At 67.3% G+C, this 21,909-nt stretch carries 21 protein-coding genes; 17 read left to right on the forward strand and 4 right to left on the reverse strand.

Annotated elements, in window-relative coordinates; translation table 11 throughout:
- Positions 1–2 precede the first annotated feature (2 nt).
- Complete coding sequence (sepH, locus tag QFZ33_RS09955) at positions 3–1,478, reverse strand: septation protein SepH (RefSeq protein WP_307027018.1); 1,476 nt, start codon at positions 1,476–1,478, stop codon at positions 3–5.
- Between the two features lie 259 nt (positions 1,479–1,737).
- Here sepH and QFZ33_RS09960 point away from each other — a divergent pair, with 259 nt between their 5' ends.
- The gene (locus QFZ33_RS09960; RefSeq protein ID WP_307027020.1) at positions 1,738–2,037 is read left to right on the forward strand and encodes a DUF4193 domain-containing protein; all 300 of its coding nucleotides are present in this window, start codon (positions 1,738–1,740) and stop codon (positions 2,035–2,037) included.
- 26 nt (positions 2,038–2,063) lie between these two features.
- Here the strand turns inward: QFZ33_RS09960 and QFZ33_RS09965 are convergent, their stop codons facing one another.
- Entirely contained in the window at positions 2,064–2,552 is a 489-nt protein-coding gene (locus tag QFZ33_RS09965) for a DUF3093 domain-containing protein (protein WP_307027022.1), read from the reverse strand.
- A 77-nt stretch (positions 2,553–2,629) separates the two neighbouring features.
- On the opposite strand from QFZ33_RS09965, the gene dut reads away from it, so the two are divergent.
- The 4 genes from dut (at position 2,630) to QFZ33_RS09985 (ending at position 5,036) form a co-directional block, all read left to right on the forward strand.
- Positions 2,630–3,175, forward strand: a complete 546-nt coding sequence (gene dut, locus QFZ33_RS09970) for a dUTP diphosphatase (RefSeq protein WP_214852567.1) — start codon at positions 2,630–2,632, stop codon at positions 3,173–3,175.
- A gap of 73 nt (positions 3,176–3,248) precedes the next feature.
- Positions 3,249–3,962: a DUF3710 domain-containing protein gene (locus QFZ33_RS09975; protein ID WP_307027025.1), complete on the forward strand. Its 714-nt coding sequence runs from the start codon at positions 3,249–3,251 to the stop codon at positions 3,960–3,962.
- A complete protein-coding gene (locus tag QFZ33_RS09980) occupies positions 3,955–4,284 on the forward strand; it encodes a hypothetical protein (RefSeq protein WP_307027027.1) in 330 nt (109 codons plus the stop codon). The genes QFZ33_RS09975 and QFZ33_RS09980 overlap by 8 nt, the downstream gene beginning before the upstream one ends.
- A complete protein-coding gene (locus tag QFZ33_RS09985) occupies positions 4,281–5,036 on the forward strand; it encodes a DUF3159 domain-containing protein (protein ID WP_307027029.1) in 756 nt (251 codons plus the stop codon). The genes QFZ33_RS09980 and QFZ33_RS09985 overlap by 4 nt, the downstream gene beginning before the upstream one ends.
- Here QFZ33_RS09985 and QFZ33_RS09990 read toward each other — a convergent pair.
- Together QFZ33_RS09990 and QFZ33_RS09995 are read right to left on the reverse strand one after the other, a co-directional pair.
- A complete protein-coding gene (locus tag QFZ33_RS09990; protein WP_307027031.1) occupies positions 5,006–5,857 on the reverse strand; it encodes a potassium channel family protein in 852 nt (283 codons plus the stop codon). The genes QFZ33_RS09985 and QFZ33_RS09990 overlap by 31 nt on opposite strands.
- Positions 5,858–6,529, reverse strand: coding sequence for a potassium channel family protein (locus QFZ33_RS09995; protein WP_307027032.1), 672 nt, complete (start codon positions 6,527–6,529; stop codon positions 5,858–5,860).
- A 94-nt stretch (positions 6,530–6,623) separates the two neighbouring features.
- On the opposite strand from QFZ33_RS09995, the gene QFZ33_RS10000 reads away from it, so the two are divergent.
- The 12 genes from QFZ33_RS10000 (at position 6,624) to QFZ33_RS10055 (ending at position 21,905) form a co-directional block, all read left to right on the forward strand.
- Positions 6,624–8,600 carry an APC family permease gene (locus QFZ33_RS10000; RefSeq protein ID WP_307031754.1) on the forward strand — a complete coding sequence of 659 codons (1,977 nt, stop codon included), beginning with the start codon at positions 6,624–6,626 and terminating at the stop codon, positions 8,598–8,600.
- On the forward strand, positions 8,597–10,006 hold the full coding sequence (locus QFZ33_RS10005) for a class I SAM-dependent RNA methyltransferase (protein WP_307027034.1): 1,410 nt from the start codon (positions 8,597–8,599) through the stop codon (positions 10,004–10,006). The genes QFZ33_RS10000 and QFZ33_RS10005 overlap by 4 nt, the downstream gene beginning before the upstream one ends.
- Before the next feature lie 154 nt (positions 10,007–10,160).
- Positions 10,161–12,986: an aconitate hydratase gene (locus QFZ33_RS10010; protein ID WP_307027036.1), complete on the forward strand. Its 2,826-nt coding sequence runs from the start codon at positions 10,161–10,163 to the stop codon at positions 12,984–12,986.
- A 155-nt stretch (positions 12,987–13,141) separates the two neighbouring features.
- On the forward strand, positions 13,142–15,115 hold the full coding sequence (gene dxs, locus QFZ33_RS10015; protein WP_307027038.1) for a 1-deoxy-D-xylulose-5-phosphate synthase: 1,974 nt from the start codon (positions 13,142–13,144) through the stop codon (positions 15,113–15,115).
- Positions 15,112–15,657 carry a DUF402 domain-containing protein gene (locus tag QFZ33_RS10020; protein ID WP_307027040.1) on the forward strand — a complete coding sequence of 182 codons (546 nt, stop codon included), beginning with the start codon at positions 15,112–15,114 and terminating at the stop codon, positions 15,655–15,657. The genes dxs and QFZ33_RS10020 overlap by 4 nt, the downstream gene beginning before the upstream one ends.
- Positions 15,654–16,214 (forward strand): hypothetical protein, encoded by a 561-nt coding sequence (locus QFZ33_RS10025; protein WP_307027042.1) that lies wholly within the window; start codon positions 15,654–15,656, stop codon positions 16,212–16,214. The genes QFZ33_RS10020 and QFZ33_RS10025 overlap by 4 nt, the downstream gene beginning before the upstream one ends.
- Positions 16,215–16,261: 47 nt before the next feature.
- Positions 16,262–16,480 (forward strand): hypothetical protein, encoded by a 219-nt coding sequence (locus QFZ33_RS10030; protein ID WP_307027044.1) that lies wholly within the window; start codon positions 16,262–16,264, stop codon positions 16,478–16,480.
- 72 nt (positions 16,481–16,552) lie between these two features.
- Positions 16,553–17,530 carry an aldo/keto reductase gene (locus tag QFZ33_RS10035; protein WP_307027046.1) on the forward strand — a complete coding sequence of 326 codons (978 nt, stop codon included), beginning with the start codon at positions 16,553–16,555 and terminating at the stop codon, positions 17,528–17,530.
- Positions 17,530–18,561 carry a nucleoside hydrolase gene (locus QFZ33_RS10040; RefSeq protein ID WP_307027048.1) on the forward strand — a complete coding sequence of 344 codons (1,032 nt, stop codon included), beginning with the start codon at positions 17,530–17,532 and terminating at the stop codon, positions 18,559–18,561. Before QFZ33_RS10035 ends, QFZ33_RS10040 begins: the two co-directional genes overlap by 1 nt.
- Positions 18,562–18,681: 120 nt before the next feature.
- Positions 18,682–19,503, forward strand: coding sequence for an ECF transporter S component (locus QFZ33_RS10045; protein WP_307027050.1), 822 nt, complete (start codon positions 18,682–18,684; stop codon positions 19,501–19,503).
- Positions 19,504–19,524: 21 nt separating this feature from the next.
- Complete coding sequence (locus QFZ33_RS10050) at positions 19,525–20,298, forward strand: energy-coupling factor transporter transmembrane component T family protein (RefSeq protein ID WP_307027052.1); 774 nt, start codon at positions 19,525–19,527, stop codon at positions 20,296–20,298.
- Positions 20,295–21,905 carry an ATP-binding cassette domain-containing protein gene (locus QFZ33_RS10055; protein ID WP_307027053.1) on the forward strand — a complete coding sequence of 537 codons (1,611 nt, stop codon included), beginning with the start codon at positions 20,295–20,297 and terminating at the stop codon, positions 21,903–21,905. Before QFZ33_RS10050 ends, QFZ33_RS10055 begins: the two co-directional genes overlap by 4 nt.
- The last annotated feature ends 4 nt before the right edge of the window (positions 21,906–21,909 follow it).

The raw sequence follows: 21,909 nt of genomic DNA on the forward strand, positions 1-21,909 counted from the left end.
ACTTAGTCGCCGCGGGTGCCGAAGACGATTTCGTCCCAGCTGGGAACACTTGAGCGTTTCGGTCGGGACGGCTGGCGTTCCGGTTCGTCCCGCTCCTGATCGGCGCGGGGCGCTCCCTGGCCAGGCTGCGGCCGTGCCCCATCCATGCGCCGCCGGGCATTGCCGCGGCCCAGGAGTTCGTCCAGCCCCGGGTTGGCGGGCGCCGGACGGGCGGTAACCGGGCGGGTGGCCTGCGCCGCCGCTGAGTTGGGCTCCTCAGGCTTGGCCGGACTGTGCTTTTCGGCCGCCGGGTTACCGGGGACTATGGTGATTTCGCGCGTGTGGATGCTGACGCCGTCGTGAAGCTTCAGCGACTCGTCGTCGGTTTCCTCGTGCCGGGGCACCAGGTTGAGGCGAGAGACCATCGAGGGCCGCCCGTCACGGCGTCGTGCCAGCGTGAACTCCGCCGCCGGAGCCTTGGCGCCGTCGTCGTCGTTCTCCTCCGGTTCCGACTCGGGATCCTGTTCTGCACCGTCCTGCTGCACAAAATCGTCTGGATCCGCCGAATTATCTGACTGCCAGGAACCGTCGGCCGGCGATTCGGCCTCTGTGCCTGCGGGTGCTTCCTCTGCCCGGGGGTGGGCAGCCGGGACACCGTTTGCCAGCAGCAGCGCCAGGGCGTCGTCGCTGTCCTCATCCACGCCAAGCCGCTGGCCGCGCCGCGAACGCAGCATGTCCAGCAGGCCGTCCGGGTCTTTCTGCTGCTCGGTGCCGGTTACAGCGCCGGCCCCAATGCCGGTGCGGGCCGCTGCCTCCGCGTCGGTTTCGAAGTCGAAGGGCCTGTCGGACACCGCGGACAGCCGGCGGGCCGGCACAGGTCCGTCCAAAGGCTCCAGTTCGCTGAGCTGCTGGGCCCAGCGGTTCGCGTTCTGCAGGGATTTGCGGGTGGGGTTGAAGGTCCACATCGCGGGGGGTTCTTCGCCGATGCTCGCGTGGCCCCCGGGGGCGGCGTCAAACTTGGCCACCACGGTCCAGGTGCCGTCCGGCCGGCGCCATGAATCCCACTCAAGTGTGGAGGACTGGATGCCGTGGGCGGTGAGCCGGTGGGCCACCATGTCGCCGAGGGTGGCTGGGTTGTCGCCGAAGACCGAACGGTAGACATCGTGCCCGGGGGCGGGGGAGGCGACCTCCACCTTCTGGGCCTGCTGGGCGATGTACGCGCGTTCGGCCAGGACTGGCCCTTCGTACCGCTCGACCTTTTCCAGCGGCATGCCGCAGGCGGCGGCAACCTCGGCTGCCGTGGAGCCGCTGCGAATTTTCGCCTGGATGTCGCGGGGGGACAAGGTCACGGGGACAACCGGGGACGGGCGTGCAGAGGGCCGGCTGGCAGCCAGTCTGAGCGCCTCATTGATCGGCAGCCGGAACATTGCGCCGGCGGTGCCGCTTAACAGGAGATGCTCCCCGTCGTCGTGCACGCCTACAAGCCGTAGATCCTGCATACAATCCTCCACCCTGGCATTACTATCATTCGAAACTCTGCCACCCCGCACTGTCTTTTCCCGTTAGGGCAGAGGGCGCGCCGCGAAATTCCGGGAGTTTTGGCCGGCCGGTGAAGGCTCGGGGGCGGCGCTGGTTCCGGCCCGGGGCTTTTCCACCCGGCGCGGCGAAAAATGTGCGCATACCGGGCACAAACCGGCTTCGTCCGGTGTTGTGCCGGATGAGTCATTCTAGCGATTCGACGGAGTGTGACAGCAGGCCATGGCGACTGATTACGATGCGCCGCGGAAGTCCGAAGAGGACCTCAGCGAGGACTCGATTGAGGAGCTGAAGGCCCGCCGTGTCGAAAAACCGACGGCGGTGGTGGAGGAGGACGAGTCCGACCTCGCCGAAGGCTACGAGCTTCCCGGAGCCGACCTGTCCGGCGAGGAGCTGATGGTCCGCGTAATGCCCGCCCAGGCCGACGAATTCACTTGTGCCTCGTGCTTCCTGGTCCGGCACCGCTCCCAGATCGCCCTCGAAAAGAACGGGCTGCTGTACTGTCGCGACTGTGAAGGCTAGGCGCGACAGCGGGGGCTGCCCCCTGCTTACTTCCCGTTGATGGCGGCCACGAGTTCCTCCGGGCGGCGGGAGGACGTCAGCCAGTACGGCGTGGGGTCCGACGGGTCGGTGATCTCGATCCTGACCACCGGGTCAATCCACCCCCGGATGCACATGTAGGCGAGGCCGTTCAGGCGCGTGCCGCGCTCCGCCGTCGCCTCTTTGCCGCGGTGCGCCGCAGCCCCGCCGATCAGGCTGCGTTCGATGCTGGCCCGGCCCACCTGAACGGTGCGCGTGGTCACCGACACTGACGGCGTGGACAGGATCAGCAGTACGGCTTCGATGGCGAACAGAACAGCGGCTGCCGTGAAGCCGGCCGCCATACTGATGGGGGCGAAGACCAGGATGCCCGCTGATGCGATACCCAGGGCGACAACCCAAATCCAGGCGCCGGGCCACAGCTTCTCGGAGAAAAGGACGGTTTCGTCCGGTGAGGACGGGTTGCGGGAAGGGACGGCGGCGCTTGATTCGGGCATGCCCCCAGCTTAGTAGGCCAGTATGAGGACCTTCTGCAGTAGGAGGAGTCAGAGCGCGGGCGATAGAGTGTGGGACTGTGACTGACGAATCAACTGCCATGACATCCTTGGCGCAGCAAGCCCCCACGGCCGCCGCTGCGCAGCCGCCCAGGGCGGAATTCGGAGCCCCCACGGTGCAGGTGCAGCTGAAAATGCTCGACGACGGCCTGGAAGCGCCGTCGTACGCCCATCCCGGTGACGCCGGGGCGGATCTGCGGGCCCGCGAGGACGTTGTGCTCGAGCCGGGCGAGCGGCGCCTCGTCCCCACCGGTGTATCCATCGCCCTGCCTGATGGCTTTGTAGCCCTCATCCACCCCCGCTCGGGCCTCGCCACCAAGCACGGGCTTACCGTCGTTAATGCACCTGGGACTGTCGACGCCGGGTACCGCGGAGAGATCGCGGTGACGCTGCTCAACACTGACCGGGACCAAGCCATAGAACTGCGGCGCGGCGATAGAATTGCACAGATGGTGATCCAGCGCGTGGAGCACGCGCAGTTCGTCGCCGTGGGGGAGCTGAACGACTCTGTCCGCGGTGCCGGCGGGTTCGGCTCCACGGGCGGGTTTGCCGTTCCGGGCACGTAGCGGCACAACACCGGCTGAGCTGCACACCCGCGATTCGGGGCGCGCGACACGATCACAACTAAGGAGACAACGCATGGTTTTTGGGCGGGGCAAGAAAGCCAAGAAGCAGGAATCGGCAGAACGGGAGGACTTCCAGGAGGATGTCGCCCCGGAACCGGCCGAGAACGCCGCGGACAACCGCAGGGCCAACGGCCCCTTCGACGTCTCCGAGGTCAGCAGCCGCGACGGCTATGTGGACCTCGGCGCCCTGCTCATTGCCCCGCGCGACGGACTCCAGCTCCGGCTTGAAGTTGAGGAAGCAACCCAGCGCGTCGTCGCCGTGACCATGGACCTTGAGGGGTCGAGCCTGCAGCTGCAGGCATTTGCCGCGCCCCGCTCCGAAGGGCTCTGGGACGAGATCCGGGAGCAGCTCGGGCAGTCTGTCGGTGGCCAGGGCGGCCAGGTTGAGGAGATCCCGGGAGAGTACGGCGTCGAACTCGTGGCCAAGCTGCCGGCGGGCGCCCCGGACGGCAGCCAAGGTTACCGCGCCGCCCGCTTCGTCGGCGTCGACGGCCCCCGCTGGTTCCTTCGCGGCGTTTTCGGTGGCGAGGCCGCGCTGGACCGTGAAGCGGCCGCCGGACTCGAGGACCTGTTCCGGAAAATCGTCGTCATCAGGGGCGAGAACCCCATGCCGCCCCGCGACCTGTTGCAGCTCCGCCTGCCCAAGGACGCCGCGGGACCCGTGGCCCCCAGCGAGCCGGACCTCGAGCAGCCCGAGCGCGGGCCGGAGATCACCCAGATTGGTTGACGCAGGCCGCCCGCAGGACCAGGCGGTACCCATCCGCGGGCTGCCGGAGCGCGGGCGCGTCCTGTGCCACGGATTTATCGAGTCGGTAACCTACGCGCCCCCGTCGCAAGTGGCAGCCTTCACGGCCGTCGTCTCGGACCACGACACCCCGGTCACGGAACGACGCGGGCGGCTGCGGGTCATCTGGCTGGGCCGCCGCCGCATTCCAGGGATCGATGCGGGGACGGAACTTAGACTCGAAGGCATGCTGACCGTAAAAGAAGGCATGCCCACCATGTTCAACCCCCGCTACGAGATACTGTCCCGCCAGGAGAACCAATGACTTTGCCTGAGAACCCCGATTCCGGGGCGGGCCGCGAGGAACCCAAGCCCGCCCCCGAGACCCCGGGTTTTGCGGGGCTGGCCGAGGACTACGCGTCCAAGGCAGGGCTGCACCGTACCCACGACGGCCGCATCGACGTGCTCAAGAGCGCCGGCGGGTACCAGGGAATCGCCGAGAGCATCCTGCCCGGCCTGGTCTTCCTGGTCGCCTTCACCGCCACCAGTGCCCTGACGCCGTCGCTCATTGCTGCCCTGGGCACCGCCGCCGTCTTCACCGTGGTCCGGCTCGTGCAGCGCCGTCCGCTGACCCAGGCACTGGCCGGCGTCGTCGGTGTGGGCATCTCCGCATGGCTCGCCAACACCACCGGCAAGGCCGAAGACTTTTATCTTCCGGGATTCCTGACCAACGCGGCCTACATCGTGGCGATGGTCATCTCCATCGCCGTCCGCTGGCCGATCGCGGGCCTGCTGTTCGGGTTCATCCGGAACGAGGGCCTGGACTGGCGTAAGGACCCGGCCCGGGTGCGCGCCTACCGGCTGGGCACATGGATCATTGTCGGCGTGCTGCTGCTGCGCCTGCTGGTGCAGGTTCCCCTATACCTGATGGGTCCGGACGGGCTGGCGGCACTGGCCACCACCAGGCTCATCATGGGAGCGCCGCTGTACATCCTTGGTGTGTGGCTCGCCTGGCTCATCACCCGGCCCGCGGCAACGCCTGACGGTCAGCCGTCGAAGCCGTCGTCGTCCAGCTGATCTGCAGTTGCCGGCGCCACTGCTGCGGTCGCGCCGGCCTGCGGTGAAGCGCCGGTGGTCTGTCCCTCGCCGGACGCTTGTCCTTCGCCTGAACTGAATCCCTCGCCTGAACCGTGCCCCTCATTGGACGCGTCCCCTTCGGTGGGGCCGTGTCCTTCGCTGGAGCCGGGTGACAGGAGCTCGCGCAGCTGGTTTTCGGCCGCGATGGTGGTGACGAAAAACAGCTCGTCGCCGCCGTCAATGACATCGTCCCGGCTGGGTGTGATCGGTGCCTGGTCCCGCAGGATGGCCACCAGCGTGGAGTCCTCCGGCCAGTCGATGTCGCCCACCGTCAGCCCGATGGCGTGGGAGTCATGCGGCACCGTGAACTCGACGATGGACGAAACACCTGTCTGCAGGGTCAGCAGCCGGACCAGGTCGCCGATCTCCACGGCTTCCTCCACCAGCGCCGTCATGAGCTGGGGCGTGTTCACGGCAACGTCCACGCCCCAGGAGTCATTGAACATCCAGTCGTTCTTCGGGTTGTTCACGCGTCCCACGGTGCGTCCGATGCCGAACTCGGTCTTGGCCAGCAGCGAGACGACGAGGTTCACCTTGTCATCGCCTGTGGCAGAAACCACCACGTCCGCGTCCTCGAGCTTCGCGTCCTGCAGGGTGCTCAGCTCGCAGGCGTCGCCCACCAGCCAATGCGCCCCGCGCAGGCCGCTGCGCCCAATCACCTCAGGCTTCAGGTCGATCAGCAGGATCTCGTGCTTGTGGGCAAGCAGCTCACGGGCAATCGAGGAGCCGACGCTTCCGGCCCCGACGATGACGACTTTCACTTAGGACTCCTTGGCGGGTGCTTTGGCGAGGATGTGGGCGACTTCGGCCGTGCGGTCCGCCCGCAGCATGGCGTGCACGGTATCGCCGTCCTGGTAGGAGGTACCCGCGGCGGGCAGTATCCCTTCGCCGAACCTGGTCAGGTAGGCGACCCGGACTTCGGCCACCTTTTCAATGGAGGAGACCGGATGGCCTACCCATTCCGGGTGGAGGTCGAGTTCGGCCAGCACGAGGCGGCCGGACGGGTCGCGGAAGTCGCCGGCGAGGTGCTGTTCCGGAAGGATGCGGCGCAGGACCTGGTCGGCGCTCCAGCGCACCGCGGCCACCGTGGGGATGCCCAGCCGCTGGTAAATTTCGGCGCGGCCGGGATCGTAGATGCGGGCCACGACGTGCGGCACGTGGAAGGTCTCGCGTGCCACCCTGGTCGCCAGGATATTGGAGTTGTCGCCGCTGGAGACTGCCGCGAAGGCATAGGCGTCTGCAACGCCCGCCTGCGTCAGGGTGTCGCGGTCAAAGCCGACGCCGGTGACTTTCCGGCCGGTGAAGCCCGAGCGGAGGCGGCGGAAGGCGCGGTCGTCCTGGTCGATGATGGCCACCGAATGGCCGGCGTCCTCGAGCGTGTGCGCCAAGGTGGCCCCGACGCGTCCACAACCCATGATCACGAAGTGCGCCACGCGTTCTCTCCTCAACTCTCGCCGACTGCTCCGTAAGACTCTACCGCCGGAAACCTGCCATGACATCGCGTGCGAATCAGACTAACTTTGTGTGGTGCTGACAATTCTGAATGCCGTGAAGCGCGTGCTGGTGGGGAGGCCCTTCCGGAACGACAGGATGGCCCACACGCTCCTGCCGAAGAGGATCGCGCTGCCCATCTTCGCCTCGGATGCACTGTCCTCCGTTGCCTACGCCCCCGATGAGATTCTCCTCACGCTGGCTTTGGCCGGCGTGAGCGCCGTGGCATTCTCCCCGCTCGTGGGCCTCGCTGTCATGGTGGTCCTGCTGACCGTTGTGGCGTCCTACCGCCAGAACGTCCACGCGTACCCCTCAGGCGGAGGCGACTATGAAATCGCCAACGAGAACCTGGGCAAGTACGCCGGACTGACCGTGGCGTCGGCGCTGCTCGTGGACTACGTGCTCACCGTTGCCGTGTCCATGTCATCCGCGGCCGCCTACCTCACCACCGCAATCCCGTCGCTCCATGGCCAGCAGGCAATGATCGCCACTATCGGCGTGGTGCTCCTGGCGCTCGTCAACCTGCGCGGCATCAAGGAAGCAGGCAGCGTTTTCGCGGTGCCGACGTACATCTTCATGGCCTCCATCCTGGGCATGACCGCCGTCGGCATCTTCCAGGCCGTGACCGGCCAGCTGGGCCAGGCGCCGTCGGCCGCGTTCACGATTGTCCCCTCACCCGATTTCGACGAGGGCCTTGTTGGACTCGCGGGCGCATTCCTGCTGCTGCGGGCATTCTCATCGGGTGCCGCCGCCCTGACAGGTGTGGAAGCCATCAGCAACGGCGTACCCAACTTCCAGAAGCCCAAGAGCAAGAACGCGGCCAGCACGCTGCTGCTGCTCGGGATCATCGCCTCAGCCATGCTGGCAGGCATTATCTACCTGGCCAACGCCACCAAAGTGCACATCGTGCTGGATCCGGCGACGGAGTTCCTGCTCAACGGGGAGCCGTTGCCTGAGGGCTACATCCAGAACCCGGCCATCAGCCAGATCGCGCAGACCATCTTCGGTGCCGGCTCCATTCCTTTCTACATCGTGGTCGCGGCCACGGGCGTCATCCTCGTCTTTGCCTCCAACACGGCCTTCAACGGTTTCCCCGTCCTGGGCTCCATCCTCGCCCAGGACGGGTACCTGCCCCGGCAGCTGCGCACCCGCGGCGACAGGCTTGCCTTCAGCAACGGTGTGCTTGCCCTGGCGGCCGGCGCCCTGGTGCTGATCCTGTCGTTCAACGCGGATGTCACCAAGCTCATCCAGCTGTACATCGTCGGCGTTTTCATTTCATTTACGGCAAGCCAGCTGGGCATGGTCCGGCACTGGGGCCGCGAGCTGAAGCTGGCCAGGGACAAGGCCGTCCGGCGCCGGATGGTCAAGTCGCGAACCATCAACATGATCGGCTTCGGCATGACCGCGCTGGTGCTGGTGATCGTGCTCATCACCAAGTTCGAACAGGGTGCCTGGATTGCCCTGCTTGCCATGTTCGTGTTGTTTCTCATCATGTGGAGCATCCGCGCGCACTACGACAACGTGGCCAAGGAGCTGGCGGTCGACGAGGATTCGTCGCCGCGCGCCCTGCCCACCCGCGTGCACGCCGTACTGCTGGTGTCCCATGTCCGCAAGCCCGTGCTCCGGGCGCTGGCCTATGCGCGCGCTTCCCGGCCGTCGCGGCTGGACGCCATCACGGTGGACATTAACGCCGAGGAAACAGCGCACACCCTTGCCGACTGGGAGAAACTGGAGATCCCGGTTCCGCTGACCATCCTCGCCAGCCCCTACCGCGAGACGGTCACGCCGATCATGGACTACATCAAGAACATGCGCCGGGACTCGCCCCGGGACCTGATCGTGGTCTATATCCCCGAGTACGTGGTGGGCAAATGGTGGGAGCAGCTGGTGCACAACCAGACAGCCCTCCGCATCAAGACCCGGCTCCACTTCGAGCCCGGCGTCATGGTTGCCAGCGTCCCCTGGCAGCTCAAATCATCCGAAGAAGCCAAGAGACTGCAGGACATTCAATGAGCCCGGACACCCAGACCACCTCCACCGGACTCGAACTCGTGGTCGACGTCGGCCCCGTCGCCCACGGCGGACACTGCGTTGCCCGCCATGAGGGCCGCGTCGTCTTCGTCCGCCACGGCATCCCGGGGGAGCGGGTGCGGGTCCGGCTCACCGACGCCGAAGAGAAGGCCAAGTTCTGGCGCGCAGACGTCGTGGAAGTCCTCGATGCTTCGCCGGACCGGGTGCCGCACTTCTGGCGGAGCGCCGATTCCGCCGGCTCCTGGGCGCACGGGCGACCGCCGGTCGGCGGCGCCGAACTCGGCCACGTGTCGCTGCAGCGCCAGCGGAGCCTCAAATCGGAGGTGCTGGCCGAACAGCTCCGGCGGCTGGCCGCCGTCGAACTCTCCCCGGACGTGGAAGCGGTCGGACAAGCCGCAAAAGCCGGCGGCGCCCGATTAGCGGATGGTGCCGGACAAACGGACGGTGCCGGAAAAGCGGACGACGGCGGGGCCGGCCTTGCGTGGCGCACGCGCGCCAGCTTTGGCGTCACCAAGAGCGGCCGGCTCGGCATGCATGCCCACCGCTCCGACCAGGTGATTCCCGTACAGGAAATGCCGCTGGCGGTGGAGGGCATCAACGCCCTGCGACTGTGGGATGTGGACCTTCAGGGCATCGAACGGGTGGAGGTGGCCGCGCCCGCCAATGGCTCGCGGCCGCTCGTGCTGCTCGCCCCCGCCCCCGGGACCCGCGCCAAACGGCTGAACTCCATCCTGGCTCAGCTTCCCGCGGACGTGTCCGTGGCCAGCTACGATCCGCTCAAAAATGAGACCCTGCAGCTCCGCGGCCGGACCTGGGTGCAGGAATCCGCGGCCGGCCATGACTACCGGGTCACTGGTGCGGGGTTCTGGCAGATCCATCGCGACGCGCCGGAAACCCTGGTGGGTGCCGTCACCGGAGTCCTGCACGAGGGCGGGTTCCTGGAACCCGGCGCCGCGGTGGCGGACCTCTACGCCGGTGCAGGCCTGTTCACGGCCCCGCTGGCCGACGCGGTGGGGGAGACCGGGTCCGTCCTGTCGGTGGAGGGGGCCCCGGGCACCAGCCGGGACGCCCGGAAAAACCTGCACGGTTCACCGCAGGTGGAGATCGTGCAGGGCAAGGTGGAGCGGGTGCTCCACCAGCGGCCCCGCCAGTTCGACGCCCTCATTCTTGACCCGCCGCGCGCCGGTGCGGGCAAGGCCGTGGTCAGCCAGCTGATTGCCTCAAGCCCCCGCGCCATTGCCTATGTGTCCTGCGACCCGTCGTCGTTCGCACGAGACATTGGTTACTTCCAGGAGGGCGGCTGGCAGCTGGCCGGGTTGCGGGCCTTCGACCTGTACCCGCACACGCACCACCTGGAGACAGTCGCGCTGCTGACTCCCCGCGGCTGATGTGGCTAGGATGGGCGTAGTAGTCCCACGTCGCGCGCCGTATTCTCGGCTGACCCCATGCTCTTGTGTATGACCTTGCACTAGTAAGGATGACCTAACTAGCAAGCGGTCTACCGCGCGACAAAGATGAAACTGTTGCGAGAGGAGTCCTGCGATGAGCACTGTGGACAGCTTCGGTTCAAAAGGCAAACTTAATGTAGCCGGAACCGAATACGAAATTTTCCGGTTGAACTCCGTTGAAGGTTCAGAAAACCTTCCGTTCAGCCTCAAGGTATTGCTTGAAAACCTGTTGAGGACCGAGGACGGCGCGAACATCACCGCCGATCACGTCCGCGCCCTGGCAGGATGGGACCCTAATGCCCAGCCCGACACCGAAATCCAGTTCACGCCTGCCCGCGTGATCATGCAGGACTTCACTGGTGTTCCCTGCGTGGTGGACCTTGCCACCATGCGTGAGGCAGTGAAGGAGCTTGGCGGCGATCCAAAGAGGGTGAACCCGCTTGCTCCGGCCGAGATGGTCATTGACCACTCCGTTCAGATCGATGTCTTCGGTAACTCCGGCGCACTGGAGCGCAACATGGAGATCGAATACCAGCGCAATGGTGAGCGCTACCAGTTCCTGCGCTGGGGCCAGACCGCGTTCGACGACTTCAAGGTTGTCCCGCCGGGAACCGGAATCGTGCACCAGGTCAACATTGAGTACCTGGCCCGCACCGTGATGACCCGCGAAGTGGACGGCGCGGTTCGTGCCTACCCGGACACCTGCGTCGGCACCGACTCCCACACCACCATGGTCAATGGCCTGGGCGTGCTGGGCTGGGGCGTCGGCGGCATTGAGGCCGAGGCGGCAATGCTGGGCCAGCCCGTTTCCATGCTGATCCCGCGCGTCGTGGGCTTCAAGCTGACCGGTTCCATCCCTGCCGGCGCCACCGCCACCGACGTCGTCCTCACCATCACCGAGCAGCTGCGCAAGCACGGTGTTGTGGGCAAGTTTGTGGAGTTCTATGGCGAAGGCGTGGCGGCAGTGCCGCTGGCCAACCGCGCCACGATCGGCAACATGAGCCCGGAGTTCGGCTCCACGGCCGCCATGTTCCCGATCGACGACGTCACCATCGACTACCTGCGCCTCACCGGCCGCTCCGAGGAAAACGTCGCCCTGGTTGAGTCCTACGCGAAGGAACAGGGCCTCTGGCACGATCCTTCCCGTGAGATCAAGTTCTCCGAGTACCTCGAATTGGACCTCTCCACCGTGGTTCCGTCAATCGCCGGCCCGAAGCGTCCCCAGGACCGTATCGAACTGACCGAGGCCAAGGACGAGTTCCGCCACGACCTGAAGAACTACGTCACCCACGACGCCGATGCCGGCTCCCTGGACGAGTCGCTGGAGGAAAGCTTCCCGGCTTCCGACCCGCCCTCGTTCACCACCGGTGCCACCCACGTGACCGACAGTGACCGCACTCCGCCGAAGTACTCCGCCGCTCACGGCGCCGAAGGCCGCACCTCCAGCCCCGTCGCCGTGAAGATGGAAGACGGCCGCGAGTTCGACCTGGACCACGGAGCGGTGACCATCGCGTCGATCACCTCGTGCACCAACACGTCCAACCCCTCGGTCATGCTTGCCGCCGCCGTGCTGGCACGCAACGCCGTGAACAAGGGCCTCACCGCCAAGCCGTGGGTCAAGACCTCTGTCGCCCCGGGCTCCAAGGTGGTCACGGACTACTACGAGAAGTCGGGCCTCACTCCGTACCTGGAGAAGCTGGGCTTCTACATCGTGGGCTACGGCTGCGCCACCTGCATCGGTAACTCCGGCCCGCTGGAAGCCGAGATCTCCGAGGCCATCCAGGCCAACGACCTCGCCGTCAGCGCTGTGCTCTCGGGGAACCGCAACTTCGAAGGCCGCATCAACCCGGACGTCAAGATGAACTACCTGGCCTCCCCGCCGCTGGTCATCGCCTACGCCCTGGCAGGTTCCATGGACTTCGACTTCGAAGCCGACGCCCTGGGCAAGGACGAAGCAGGCAACGACGTCTTCCTCAAGGACATCTGGCCCAACCCGGTCGAGGTCCAGGAAGTCATCGACTCCTCCATCGACAAGGAGATGTTCGCCAAGGGTTATGAGGGCGTCTTCGAGGGCGACGACCGCTGGAAGGCGCTCGACACCCCGGCCGGCGACACCTTCGCCTGGGATCAGAAGTCCACGTACGTCCGGAAGCCCCCGTACTTCGAGGGCATGAAGGCCCAGCCGGAGCCCGTCCAGGACATCTCCGGTGCCCGCGTGCTGCTCAAGCTCGGCGACTCCGTCACCACGGACCACATCTCCCCGGCTGGTTCGTTCAAGTCCGACACCCCGGCCGGGCAGTACCTGCTGGCCAACGGTGTGGAGCGCAAGGACTTCAACTCCTACGGCTCGCGCCGTGGCAACCACGAGGTCATGATCCGCGGCACGTTCGCGAACATCCGCATCAAGAACCAGCTCCTGGACGGAGTGGAGGGCGGCTTCACCCGCGACTTCACCCAGGCTGACGGCCCGCAGGCCTACGTCTACGACGCCGCGCAGAACTACCAGGCAGCCGGCACCCCGCTGGTGGTCCTGGCCGGCAAGGAGTACGGCTCCGGTTCGTCCCGTGACTGGGCAGCCAAGGGCACGGCACTGCTGGGCGTCAAGGCCGTCGTCGCCGAGAGCTACGAGCGGATCCACCGCTCCAACCTCATCGGCATGGGCGTCCTGCCGCTGCAGTTCCCGGCCGGCGAGTCCGCTGCCACGCTGGGCCTTACGGGCACGGAAACCTTCGCTGTGGAGGGCGTTACCGCCCTGAACGAAGGCACCACGCCCAAGACCCTCAAGGTCACCGCCACCGCCGAGGACGGCTCCACCAAGTCCTTCGACGCAGTGCTCCGCATCGACACCCCGGGTGAAGCGGACTACTACCGCAACGGCGGCATCCTGCAGTACGTTCTGCGCCAGATCTCCGCTAACTAGCGGGATTTAGCCGGGCCAGCCCCGGTAAGCAGTGGGTGAGGCCCCGGCCGGTCAGCAGACCGGCCGGGGCCTCTGCCTTGCCGCTGGCGCTGCCCAAGTGCCAGCGCGGAGGCGTTAGAGTTAATAGGCATGTCTACCAGCCGAAGGAGGGGCCGTTGGGAATCTTGGAGACCATCCGGAATCCGCAGGACCTGAGCAAGTTGTCCGCGGCGCAGCTGAATCAGCTGGCCGCCGAGGTCAGGGAATTCCTGATCGGCAACGTCTCCCAGACGGGAGGGCACCTGGGCCCCAACCTCGGCGTCGTCGAACTGACCATGGCGGTGCACCGGATCTTCGATTCGCCCCGCGACAGCATTGTCTTTGACACCGGCCACCAGTCATACGTGCACAAGCTCCTCACCGGGCGGCATGACTTCAGCACCCTCCGCCAGCAGGGCGGCATGTCCGGCTACCCCGACCGCGCCGAGTCGGAGCATGACATCGTCGAGAGCTCCCACGCCTCATCCTCGCTGTCCTGGGCCGACGGCATTTCCCGCGCCCGCCAGCTGACCGGTGACGGCGACCGGTACGTCGTCGCCGTCGTCGGTGACGGCGCGCTCACCGGCGGCATGGCCTGGGAAGCCATCAACAACATCGCGGCGGACAAGAAGCGCCGCGTCGTGATTGTCGTCAACGACAACGGCCGCTCCTACGCCCCCACCGTCGGCGGCTTTGCCGACTACCTGGCGTCCCTGCGCCCCACCATTGACTCCCTCCGCACTGCCCCCGCCTACGAGGGTGCCCTGGACTGGTGGAAGAAAAAGCTCCAGAACGGCGGCCCCGCCGGCCAGTTCACCTACAAGAGCCTGCACGCCATGAAAAAGGGCATCAAGGACTGGTGGGCGCCGCAGGGCATGTTCGAGGACCTCGGCATGAAGTACATCGGCCCGGTGGACGGCCACAACCTGCAGGCCATGGAACACGCCCTGTCCACCGCCAAACACTACGCCGGTCCGGTCATCGTGCACGCCATGACCGAAAAGGGCCACGGCTACGCGCCGGCCCGGGCGCACGAAGCGGATCAGTTCCACGCCGTCGGGATCATCGATCCCGAAACGGGTGAGCCAGCAGAAGTCGGCGGCGCGAAGTCCTGGACGTCGGTGTTCGCGGATGAAATCGCGGACATCGCCGACGAGCGCAAGGACATTGTCGGCATCACGGGCGCCATGCTCATCCCGGTGGGGCTGCACAAGTTCGCGGCGCGCTACCCGGAGCGCGTGTTCGACGTCGGCATTGCCGAACAGCACGCGCTCACCTCCGCGGCGGGCATGGCTTTCGGCGGGCTGCACCCGGTGGTGGCCGTCTACGCCACCTTCCTCAACCGTGCCTTTGACCAGCTCCTGATGGACGTCGCCCTGCACAAGGCGGGCGTGACGGTTGTCCTGGACCGCGCCGGCGTCACCGGCCCCGACGGCGCAAGCCACCACGGAATGTGGGACATGGCCATGGTCCAGATCGTTCCCGGGCTGCACCTGGCTGCGCCGCGCGACGCCTCACGGCTGCGCGAGGAGCTCCGCGAAGCCGTCGCCATCGAGGACGCCCCCACTGTCATCCGCTATTCCAAGGGAACGGTCGGCGCCGAGGTCGAGGCCATCGAACGGCTGGCCGACGGCGTGGACGTGCTGTCCCGGCGCCCGGCCGGCTCCACCGAGAACGATGTCCTGATTGTTAGCGTGGGCGCCATGTCCGAGCTGGCCCTGAACGTCGCCAACCGGCTGGGCGCGCAGGGCATCAGCTCCACCGTCGTGGACCCTCGCTGGGTCCTCCCGGTGCGGAAGTCGATCATCGCCCTGGCCGCCAGGCACCGTTTGGTCATCTGCATCGAGGACGGCGTCCGGGCCGGGGGAGTCGGCTCCCGGATCCGCCAGGAGATGCGCGCCGCCGGTGTGGACACTGCCCTGAACGAGGTTGGCCTGCCCGTCGAATTCCTGGACCACGGCACCCGGAGCCAGGTGCTGGAGCGGGTGGGCCTGACCGCCCAGCAGATCACCCACGACGTCGTTGCGCAGGTCCTCGGGACCAAGGTCCCGTTCGCCCGTCCGCTGCCCGGCCAGGAACACCCCACCACCGGAAGCCTGCCCAAACTGTGAGGGAGCCCTATTCCCTGCAGCCAGGCGAACTGGTGGTGTCCCGGAACCGCAAATGGGACGGCTCGGCGCACTGGGTGGTGCCCGGCAGGTACCTCGGCGAGGACAAGCATGGCTGGTGGATCTTCCAGCCGGCCAACGAGTTCTGTTCCCGGCCGGGCGCCGCTTTCTACACCGCCTCCGATGCCGTGCTGCTGGTTCCGCGGACCGGCGAGTTCGTCGTGACCTTCTATGACGACACCTATCCGGGCGACTTCCGCGTCTACGTCGACCTGGCCACCGGCCACGAGTGGCGCAGGATCCAGCAGGGCGTCACTGAATTCCACGTCATCGACATGGACCTCGACGTTATCCGCTCGGTGCAGCGCGGCGTGTTCGTCGACGACGAGGACGAGTTCGCCGAGCACCGGCTCCGCATGGAGTACCCTGAGACGCTGGTGCACGCCATGCAGGCCGAGTGCGACGCCCTGTTCCTTGCCGTCAAGGGTCAGGACGCGCCGTTTGACGGCACAGACACCAGCTGGTTTATGAGAGGACGGGCATGAGCGGAATTATCCGGGTCTACAAGCGCGACGACGAAGGAACCCTGCTGTTCCGGGAAGCCTGGTACGACGAGGACTACAGCCAGTTCGTCATGAACCATGGCGCCGTGGGGCACCAGAGCAAGACCCAGGAAACCGACGTGCCGGACGCCAAGGCAGCTGAGCGCCTGATGGACGCCTTCGAGGCCGCCTGCACCGAGGACGGCTACGCCGAGATTCCGGACGAGGAGCAGTACTGGGTGGTGGCCCAGTACGCGCTCAAGACCAGGGAGGGCACCAGCCGCGACCGCTACCTGGAGGAAAAGGCGAAGGACGCACTCTCGGGCCACCTGGCCTGGCGCGGCCTGGGCATTGTGGACCGCTCGGAATTCAGCGACGCCAAGCTCAACATCTTCTGCCTTTGCCCGGACGTGAACAAGGCCGTGAACGCGATCAAGGTCTGCATCCGTGGCGAGGACCTGGACTTCACCAAGCTGAGCATTGGAGCCGCCCCGTTCGGCGACCCCTCGGCCCTGAAGCTCAAGCATTCACCCAAGCAGGTGGCCAGCTTCACCCTCTAAAGCAGTTCAAGCACCTAACGCAGTCAGCACCAGGAAGGCAGAACGTCATGACGAAGAAGTCAGCCCGTACGGGCCGCACGCCGCTTCCGCGGGGCCTCGCCTCGCCCGACCGCAGAATCCTCGCCCACTCCGGCGTGGAGTCCCTTGAGCAGCTGGCGCAGTTCGGCCGGCGCCAACTGGCGGCGCTGCCGGGCATCTGCCCGCGGACCCTGGCCCAGCTCCAGGATGCGCTGGAGGAGCACGGCCTGGAGTTCGCCTCCGCCTGAGGGGTCCCTCGAGGAGACGGCCGCAAAGGCGGGACGCGAGAGCTGCCGCCGGGGCCGTTATAGGGTGATTCCATGACTGAATACCGCCGTCTTGGAAAATCCGGACTGACCGTCTCTGTCGTGGGCCTTGGCTGCAACAACCTCGGCCGGGCCAACACGGTGACCGAATCGCAGGAGGGGACGGACGCCGTCGTGCACGCCGCCCTCGAAGCCGGGGTGACCCTTTTCGACGTCGCCGACACTTACGGCCGCGGACCGGGACTCAGCGAAACGATGCTCGGCAGGGCGCTGGGGGCCAGGCGGGACGACGTCGTGGTGGCTACGAAGTTCGGCATGGACATGCGCGGAGCCAACGGCGAGGACTTCGGCGCCCGCGGTTCACGCCGCTATGTCATCCGCGCCGCGGAGGCCTCCCTGCGCCGGCTCGGAACCGACTACATCGACCTGTACCAGTTCCACACGCCCGACCCCCTGACGCCGATCGAGGAGACCCTCGACGCACTGAACGACCTCGTCACCAGTGGCAAGGTGCGCTACATCGGCCACTCGAACCGCGCCGGCTGGCAGATCGCCGAGGCCGAATACGTGGCGCGCGCCCGCGGCGGGGCCCGGTTTGTCTCCGCACAGAACCACTACAACCTCCTGGACCGCCGCGCAGAGCAGGAAGTCACCCCGGCGGCCGAGGCCTACGGGCTGGGCGTGCTGCCTTACTTCCCGCTGGCCAACGGCCTCCTGACCGGCAAGTACGCGCAGGACCAGGCTCCGGAAGGTTCACGCCTCAGCCACACACGGACCAACTTGGTGCACGACGCCGACTGGCAGCAGCTGAAGGCGTTCAGCGCCTTCGCCGCCGCCCGTGACCTGACTGAAGTGCAGGTGGCCTTCTCCTGGCTTGCGGCGCAGCCGTCGGTCAGCAGTGTGATAGCTGGCGCCACGCGTCCCGACCAGGTCCGGCAGAATGCCGGGGCGGTGGCCTGGGTGCCGGACCGGGCCGAACTTGACGAACTGGATGCCATCTTCCCGCAGACCCCCAAGGTGGCCCTGTTCTAATGCCGTCCATCCTCATGGATGTCGACACCGGGATCGATGACGCCCTCGCACTGGTTTACCTGCTGTCCCGGCCGGAGGTCCGGATCGAGGCCATCACCTGCACGGCGGGCAATGTGGGCGCCCGCCAGGTGGCACTGAACAACCTCGCACTGCTGGAACTCTGCGGCCGGGCCGGCGTTGAAGTTGCAGTGGGCGCGGAAGTGCCCCTGGAGATTCCGCTGGTCACCACGGAGGAAACGCACGGCCCGCAGGGAATCGGCTATGCCGAGCTCCCGCCGCCGAAGCGCGGGATTTCATCCCGGCATGCCGTTGACGTGTGGGTGGAAACGGCCCGGGCACGCCCGGGTGAGGTCACCGGGCTCATCACCGGGCCGCTGACAAACTTCGCGCTGGCGCTGCGGGCGGAACCGGATCTTCCCAAGCTGCTCAAGGGGCTGGTCATCATGGGCGGTTGCTTTAACTACCAGGGCAACACGACGCCGACGGCGGAGTGGAACGTTTCCGTGGACCCGCACGCGGCCGCGGAGGTCTTCGCCGCCTACGGGGGCCTTCCGGAGGACAGCCTTCCGGTGGTGTGCGCCCTCGAGACCACCGAACGCATTGAGCTGCGGCCCGAGCACCTGCGGCGGCTCGCCGAGGCTGCCGGAGCCGAACCGGAACTCGTGTTGCCCGAACAGCCGGAAGGCCAGCGCAGCCGCTCGGGCAACCCGCTCGTGGCGTGCCTCTCGGATGCCATCCGCTTCTACATGGAGTTCCACCGGCTCTACGACCAGGGCTACATCGCGCACATGCATGACGCGTTCGCCGCAGCTGCGGCCATCGGACGCACCCCGTTCGGCACGCGGCCGGCCACAGTGCACGTGGAAACGGAATCGTCCCGTCTGGTCGGGACCACCGTTGCCGACTTCCGGGGCATCTGGAAGGAGCCGTTCAATGCCAGGATTGTCACCTCAAACGATCCCGAGCAGTGCTTCGACGAACTGATCTCCTCGGTGGGCAAGCTGGCCGCGGCAGCGGGGCAGCGTAGCTAGCCGTGCCTGCGGGTCGGTAGGATGGTAGCCGCGCCAAGGTGACATAGGCGCCTGCTTCCGCGTACGCGGAAGATCACGCCACGGGTGCGGGACCCGCCGTTTTCAGCCTAAGGATCCACCATGTCACAGCAGTCGCTTACGCTTCCCCCCACGGACCGGAAAGCCGCCCGCCGCCGGAGGCTCCTCGAACTGCTCGGCGCCGCTGCCATCGCCGCCACCTTCATCTTCCTGGTCCTCACCCAGCCTGCCGACATTGCGGGCGGGCTCGGCAGCGTTTCCTCGCTCGTCGCGCTGGGCGGATTCCTCCTTGGCGCCCTGCTGCTGATCGTGGGCGTGCTCCCCACCCTGCCCACGTCCACCGTGGTGCTCATTCCGGTGGCCCTTGTCCTGAACATCGTGCTGGGACAGCTCATGGGCACCAGCGGCCTGCCGTTCTACCTCGATTCCATCGGCACCGTGCTCATCGCCGTCCTGGCAGGACCTGCGGCCGGCGCCGCCACCGGTGCCCTGAGCAGCATCGTGTGGTCGTTCTTCAACCCCACGGTCCTGCCCTTCGCGGCCGGCGCCGCCCTGATCGGCTTCCTGGCCGGTGTGGCCGCACGCTACGGGCTGTTCCGCCGGTTCTACCTGGCCCCGGTTGCCGGCTTCGTTACCGGCATCATCGCCGGGGTCGTGTCCGCGCCGATCGCCGCGTTCGTCTTTGGCGGCACCTCAGGGGCGGGCACCGGTGCGATCGTCAGCGCCTTCCGTGCCATGGGCGACACCCTGCTGGCCGCCATCACCAAGCAGGCCCTGATCTCCGATCCCATGGACAAGGCCATCGTCTTCGCCATCGCCGCCATGCTGGTCTACGCCCTGCCGCGGCGCACCACGTTCCAGTTCCCGTTCGTCCGCCGCTTCCGCGTCCTGGCCGGCAAGGAGCCGGCCGCGCGGAATTCCTGACCACTGGGGATTCCTGACCAGGTGGCCGCACGCCTCAACCCGCTGACCGCGCTGACGGCTGCCGCCGCCGTGCTGGTCATTACGACGGCGGCCTCCAGTTGGGCGGCATCCCTCACCGTGGCAGTCGGCGCAGTGCTGCTATCCGCCGCCGCGGGCATCGTGCGGCGGGTTCTCCTGGCCGCGGCAGCCATCGTTGTGCCCTTCTGGCTTTCGCTGCTGGTGATCCACGGCCTTTTCTTCCCGGAGGGGCGCACGGTGCTGGCCGCCTGGGGCCCCGCCCGGGTCACCGTCGAGGGTCTGACCTTCGCCCTGGAAATGGGGCTCCGCACGGCAGCCTTCGTCCTGGTGCTGATGGTGTTTTCCTTCAGCGTCAGGATCCCCGAGCTGGTTGCCGCCCTGGCTGCCCGCCGTGTCCCGCCGCAGGTGGGATATGTGCTGGCCTCCACGCTGCTTCTTGCCCCGCTGGTCGCCGCGCGGCTGGACAAGGTCCGCCGGGCGCAGGAGTCGCGCGGACTTGTGGTGGGACGGGGGATTGGCAGCCGGGTCGTGGCCATCCGGCTGCAGATGGTCCCGCTGGTGCTGGGCCTGGTTCACGACGCCGGCATGCGGGCACAGTCCCTCGACGCGAGGGGGTTCAGGAGCCCCGGTCCCCGGACCAGCTACACGGAGGTCCGCGATTCAGCCGCCCAGGCGACGTTCCGCGTTTTGGCTATCGTGCTTGCCCTGGCGGCCGGGGGCTGGCGCATCGCTGATGCACTTTTGGCAGGAACCCTGTCCGGGAGTGGCGGCGGATGATCGCGGACAGGACTGCCGCAACCACGTTGCTGGCCTCCATCGCCTCGTTTTCATACCACGGCGATCACAGCCCCGCGCTGCAAGGGGTGAAGGTGGCCGCCGCGCCCGGCACGCTGACGGCGGTGCTGGGCGGATCCGGCAGCGGAAAATCCACGCTGGGACGCCTCCTTGGTGCCTGGCTAATCGGCGGCAGGGACGGAACGCTGGCCGGAAGCCTGCAGCTGGAGGTGGCCGGGCATCGGGCAGGCAGCGGCCCGCTGCGCTTTACCGGAGTACCGGACGATCCGCGGATCGATCCGGGGGCGTGGGCACGGCACGTCGGCTATGTGCCGCAGGACGCGGCGTCCATGCTGTCGGCGGTCCGTGGAACCGTGAAGGAGGAGCTCGCCTTCAGCCTGGAGAACCGCGGAGTTCCCCGCAACGAGATGGTGCTGACCGTCACCGATATTGCCCGCCGGACCGGACTCGACGGGTTGTTGGAGCGGGATCCTGGAACGCTGTCCGGCGGCGAGCTCCGCCGCTTGGCTGTGGGCTGCGCTGTGGTGGACGGTCCTGGTGTCCTGGTCCTTGACGAGCCGCTCGAGTCCCTGGACCGGGCCGGTATCCGGACCGTTGTGGATCTGGTCCATGCCGAGCTGGCCCGTGGCACCGCGGTGGTGGTGCTGAGTCAGCACGCCGACGCGCTGACCCGCGCGGCGGAGCGCTGGCTGGTACTGACGGGCGGGCAGGAGACGGCCGCGGGACCGCCCGCCCGGATCCTGCAGGGAGGCGCACTGGCTGAATCCGGCGTCGTCATCACGTCCCCTGAAGTCGTCATCTCGTCCGCTGACCGGGAGCCTGAGCCGGATCCGACGCCGGCGCCGCCTGCGGTGCTGACGCTTCCCGTGGCGGAGGCTGCTGCCGGAGCCACTGCCGCTCGAACTAGAGCGGCTTTGGAGTTAGCAGGTGTGGCCTTCGGGTTCGGGGGAGGGCGGCAGCCCCGCGGCTTGCCCTGGGAGGAGGGCAGCCTGCTCTTAGAGGATGTTGACCTGCAGGTGATGCCCGGGGAAATCGTGGCCGTGACCGGGCCCAACGGTGCTGGCAAGTCCACGCTGCTCCGGCTCCTCAACGGCCTTTACCGGCCGCTTCGCGGTGACGTCCGCGTGGCGGACGAGTCCATTGCCGGTGTTCCCACAGGGCTGGTGGCCCGCCGCCTGGGGCTCCTCTTCCAGCACCCGCTTGATCAGCTGTTCGAGCGGACGGTGCTGCGGGAAGTTTTGTTCGGGCTGGACCGGCTCTTTGATTCGGACGCGCCGGAACGGGCCAGGGCAGCCTTGGCCGCCGTCGGCCTTGGGGACAGCGAAAACGCCCACCCCCATGAGCTGCCGGCGTCAGGCCAGCGGTTACTGGCCCTCGCCACAGTCCTGGCGCGCGAACCGTCCGTGCTCGCGCTGGACGAACCCACGGTGGCCCTTGACGCCCATGGCCTGGAGCGGCTCACGGTCGCCGTGTCAGCGGCAGCCGGCCGCGGCGCCGCCGTCGTGATGGTCACGCACGACCTCAGGTTCGCCAAGACGCATGCCCACCGGCTGCTCAGGCTGGACGGCGGCCGGCTCCGGCCGCACTGACCGT

Origin of the sequence: Arthrobacter globiformis (genome assembly GCF_030815865.1) — a bacterium.
In the GTDB taxonomy this organism is placed as follows: Bacteria; Actinomycetota; Actinomycetes; order Actinomycetales; family Micrococcaceae; genus Arthrobacter; species Arthrobacter globiformis_B.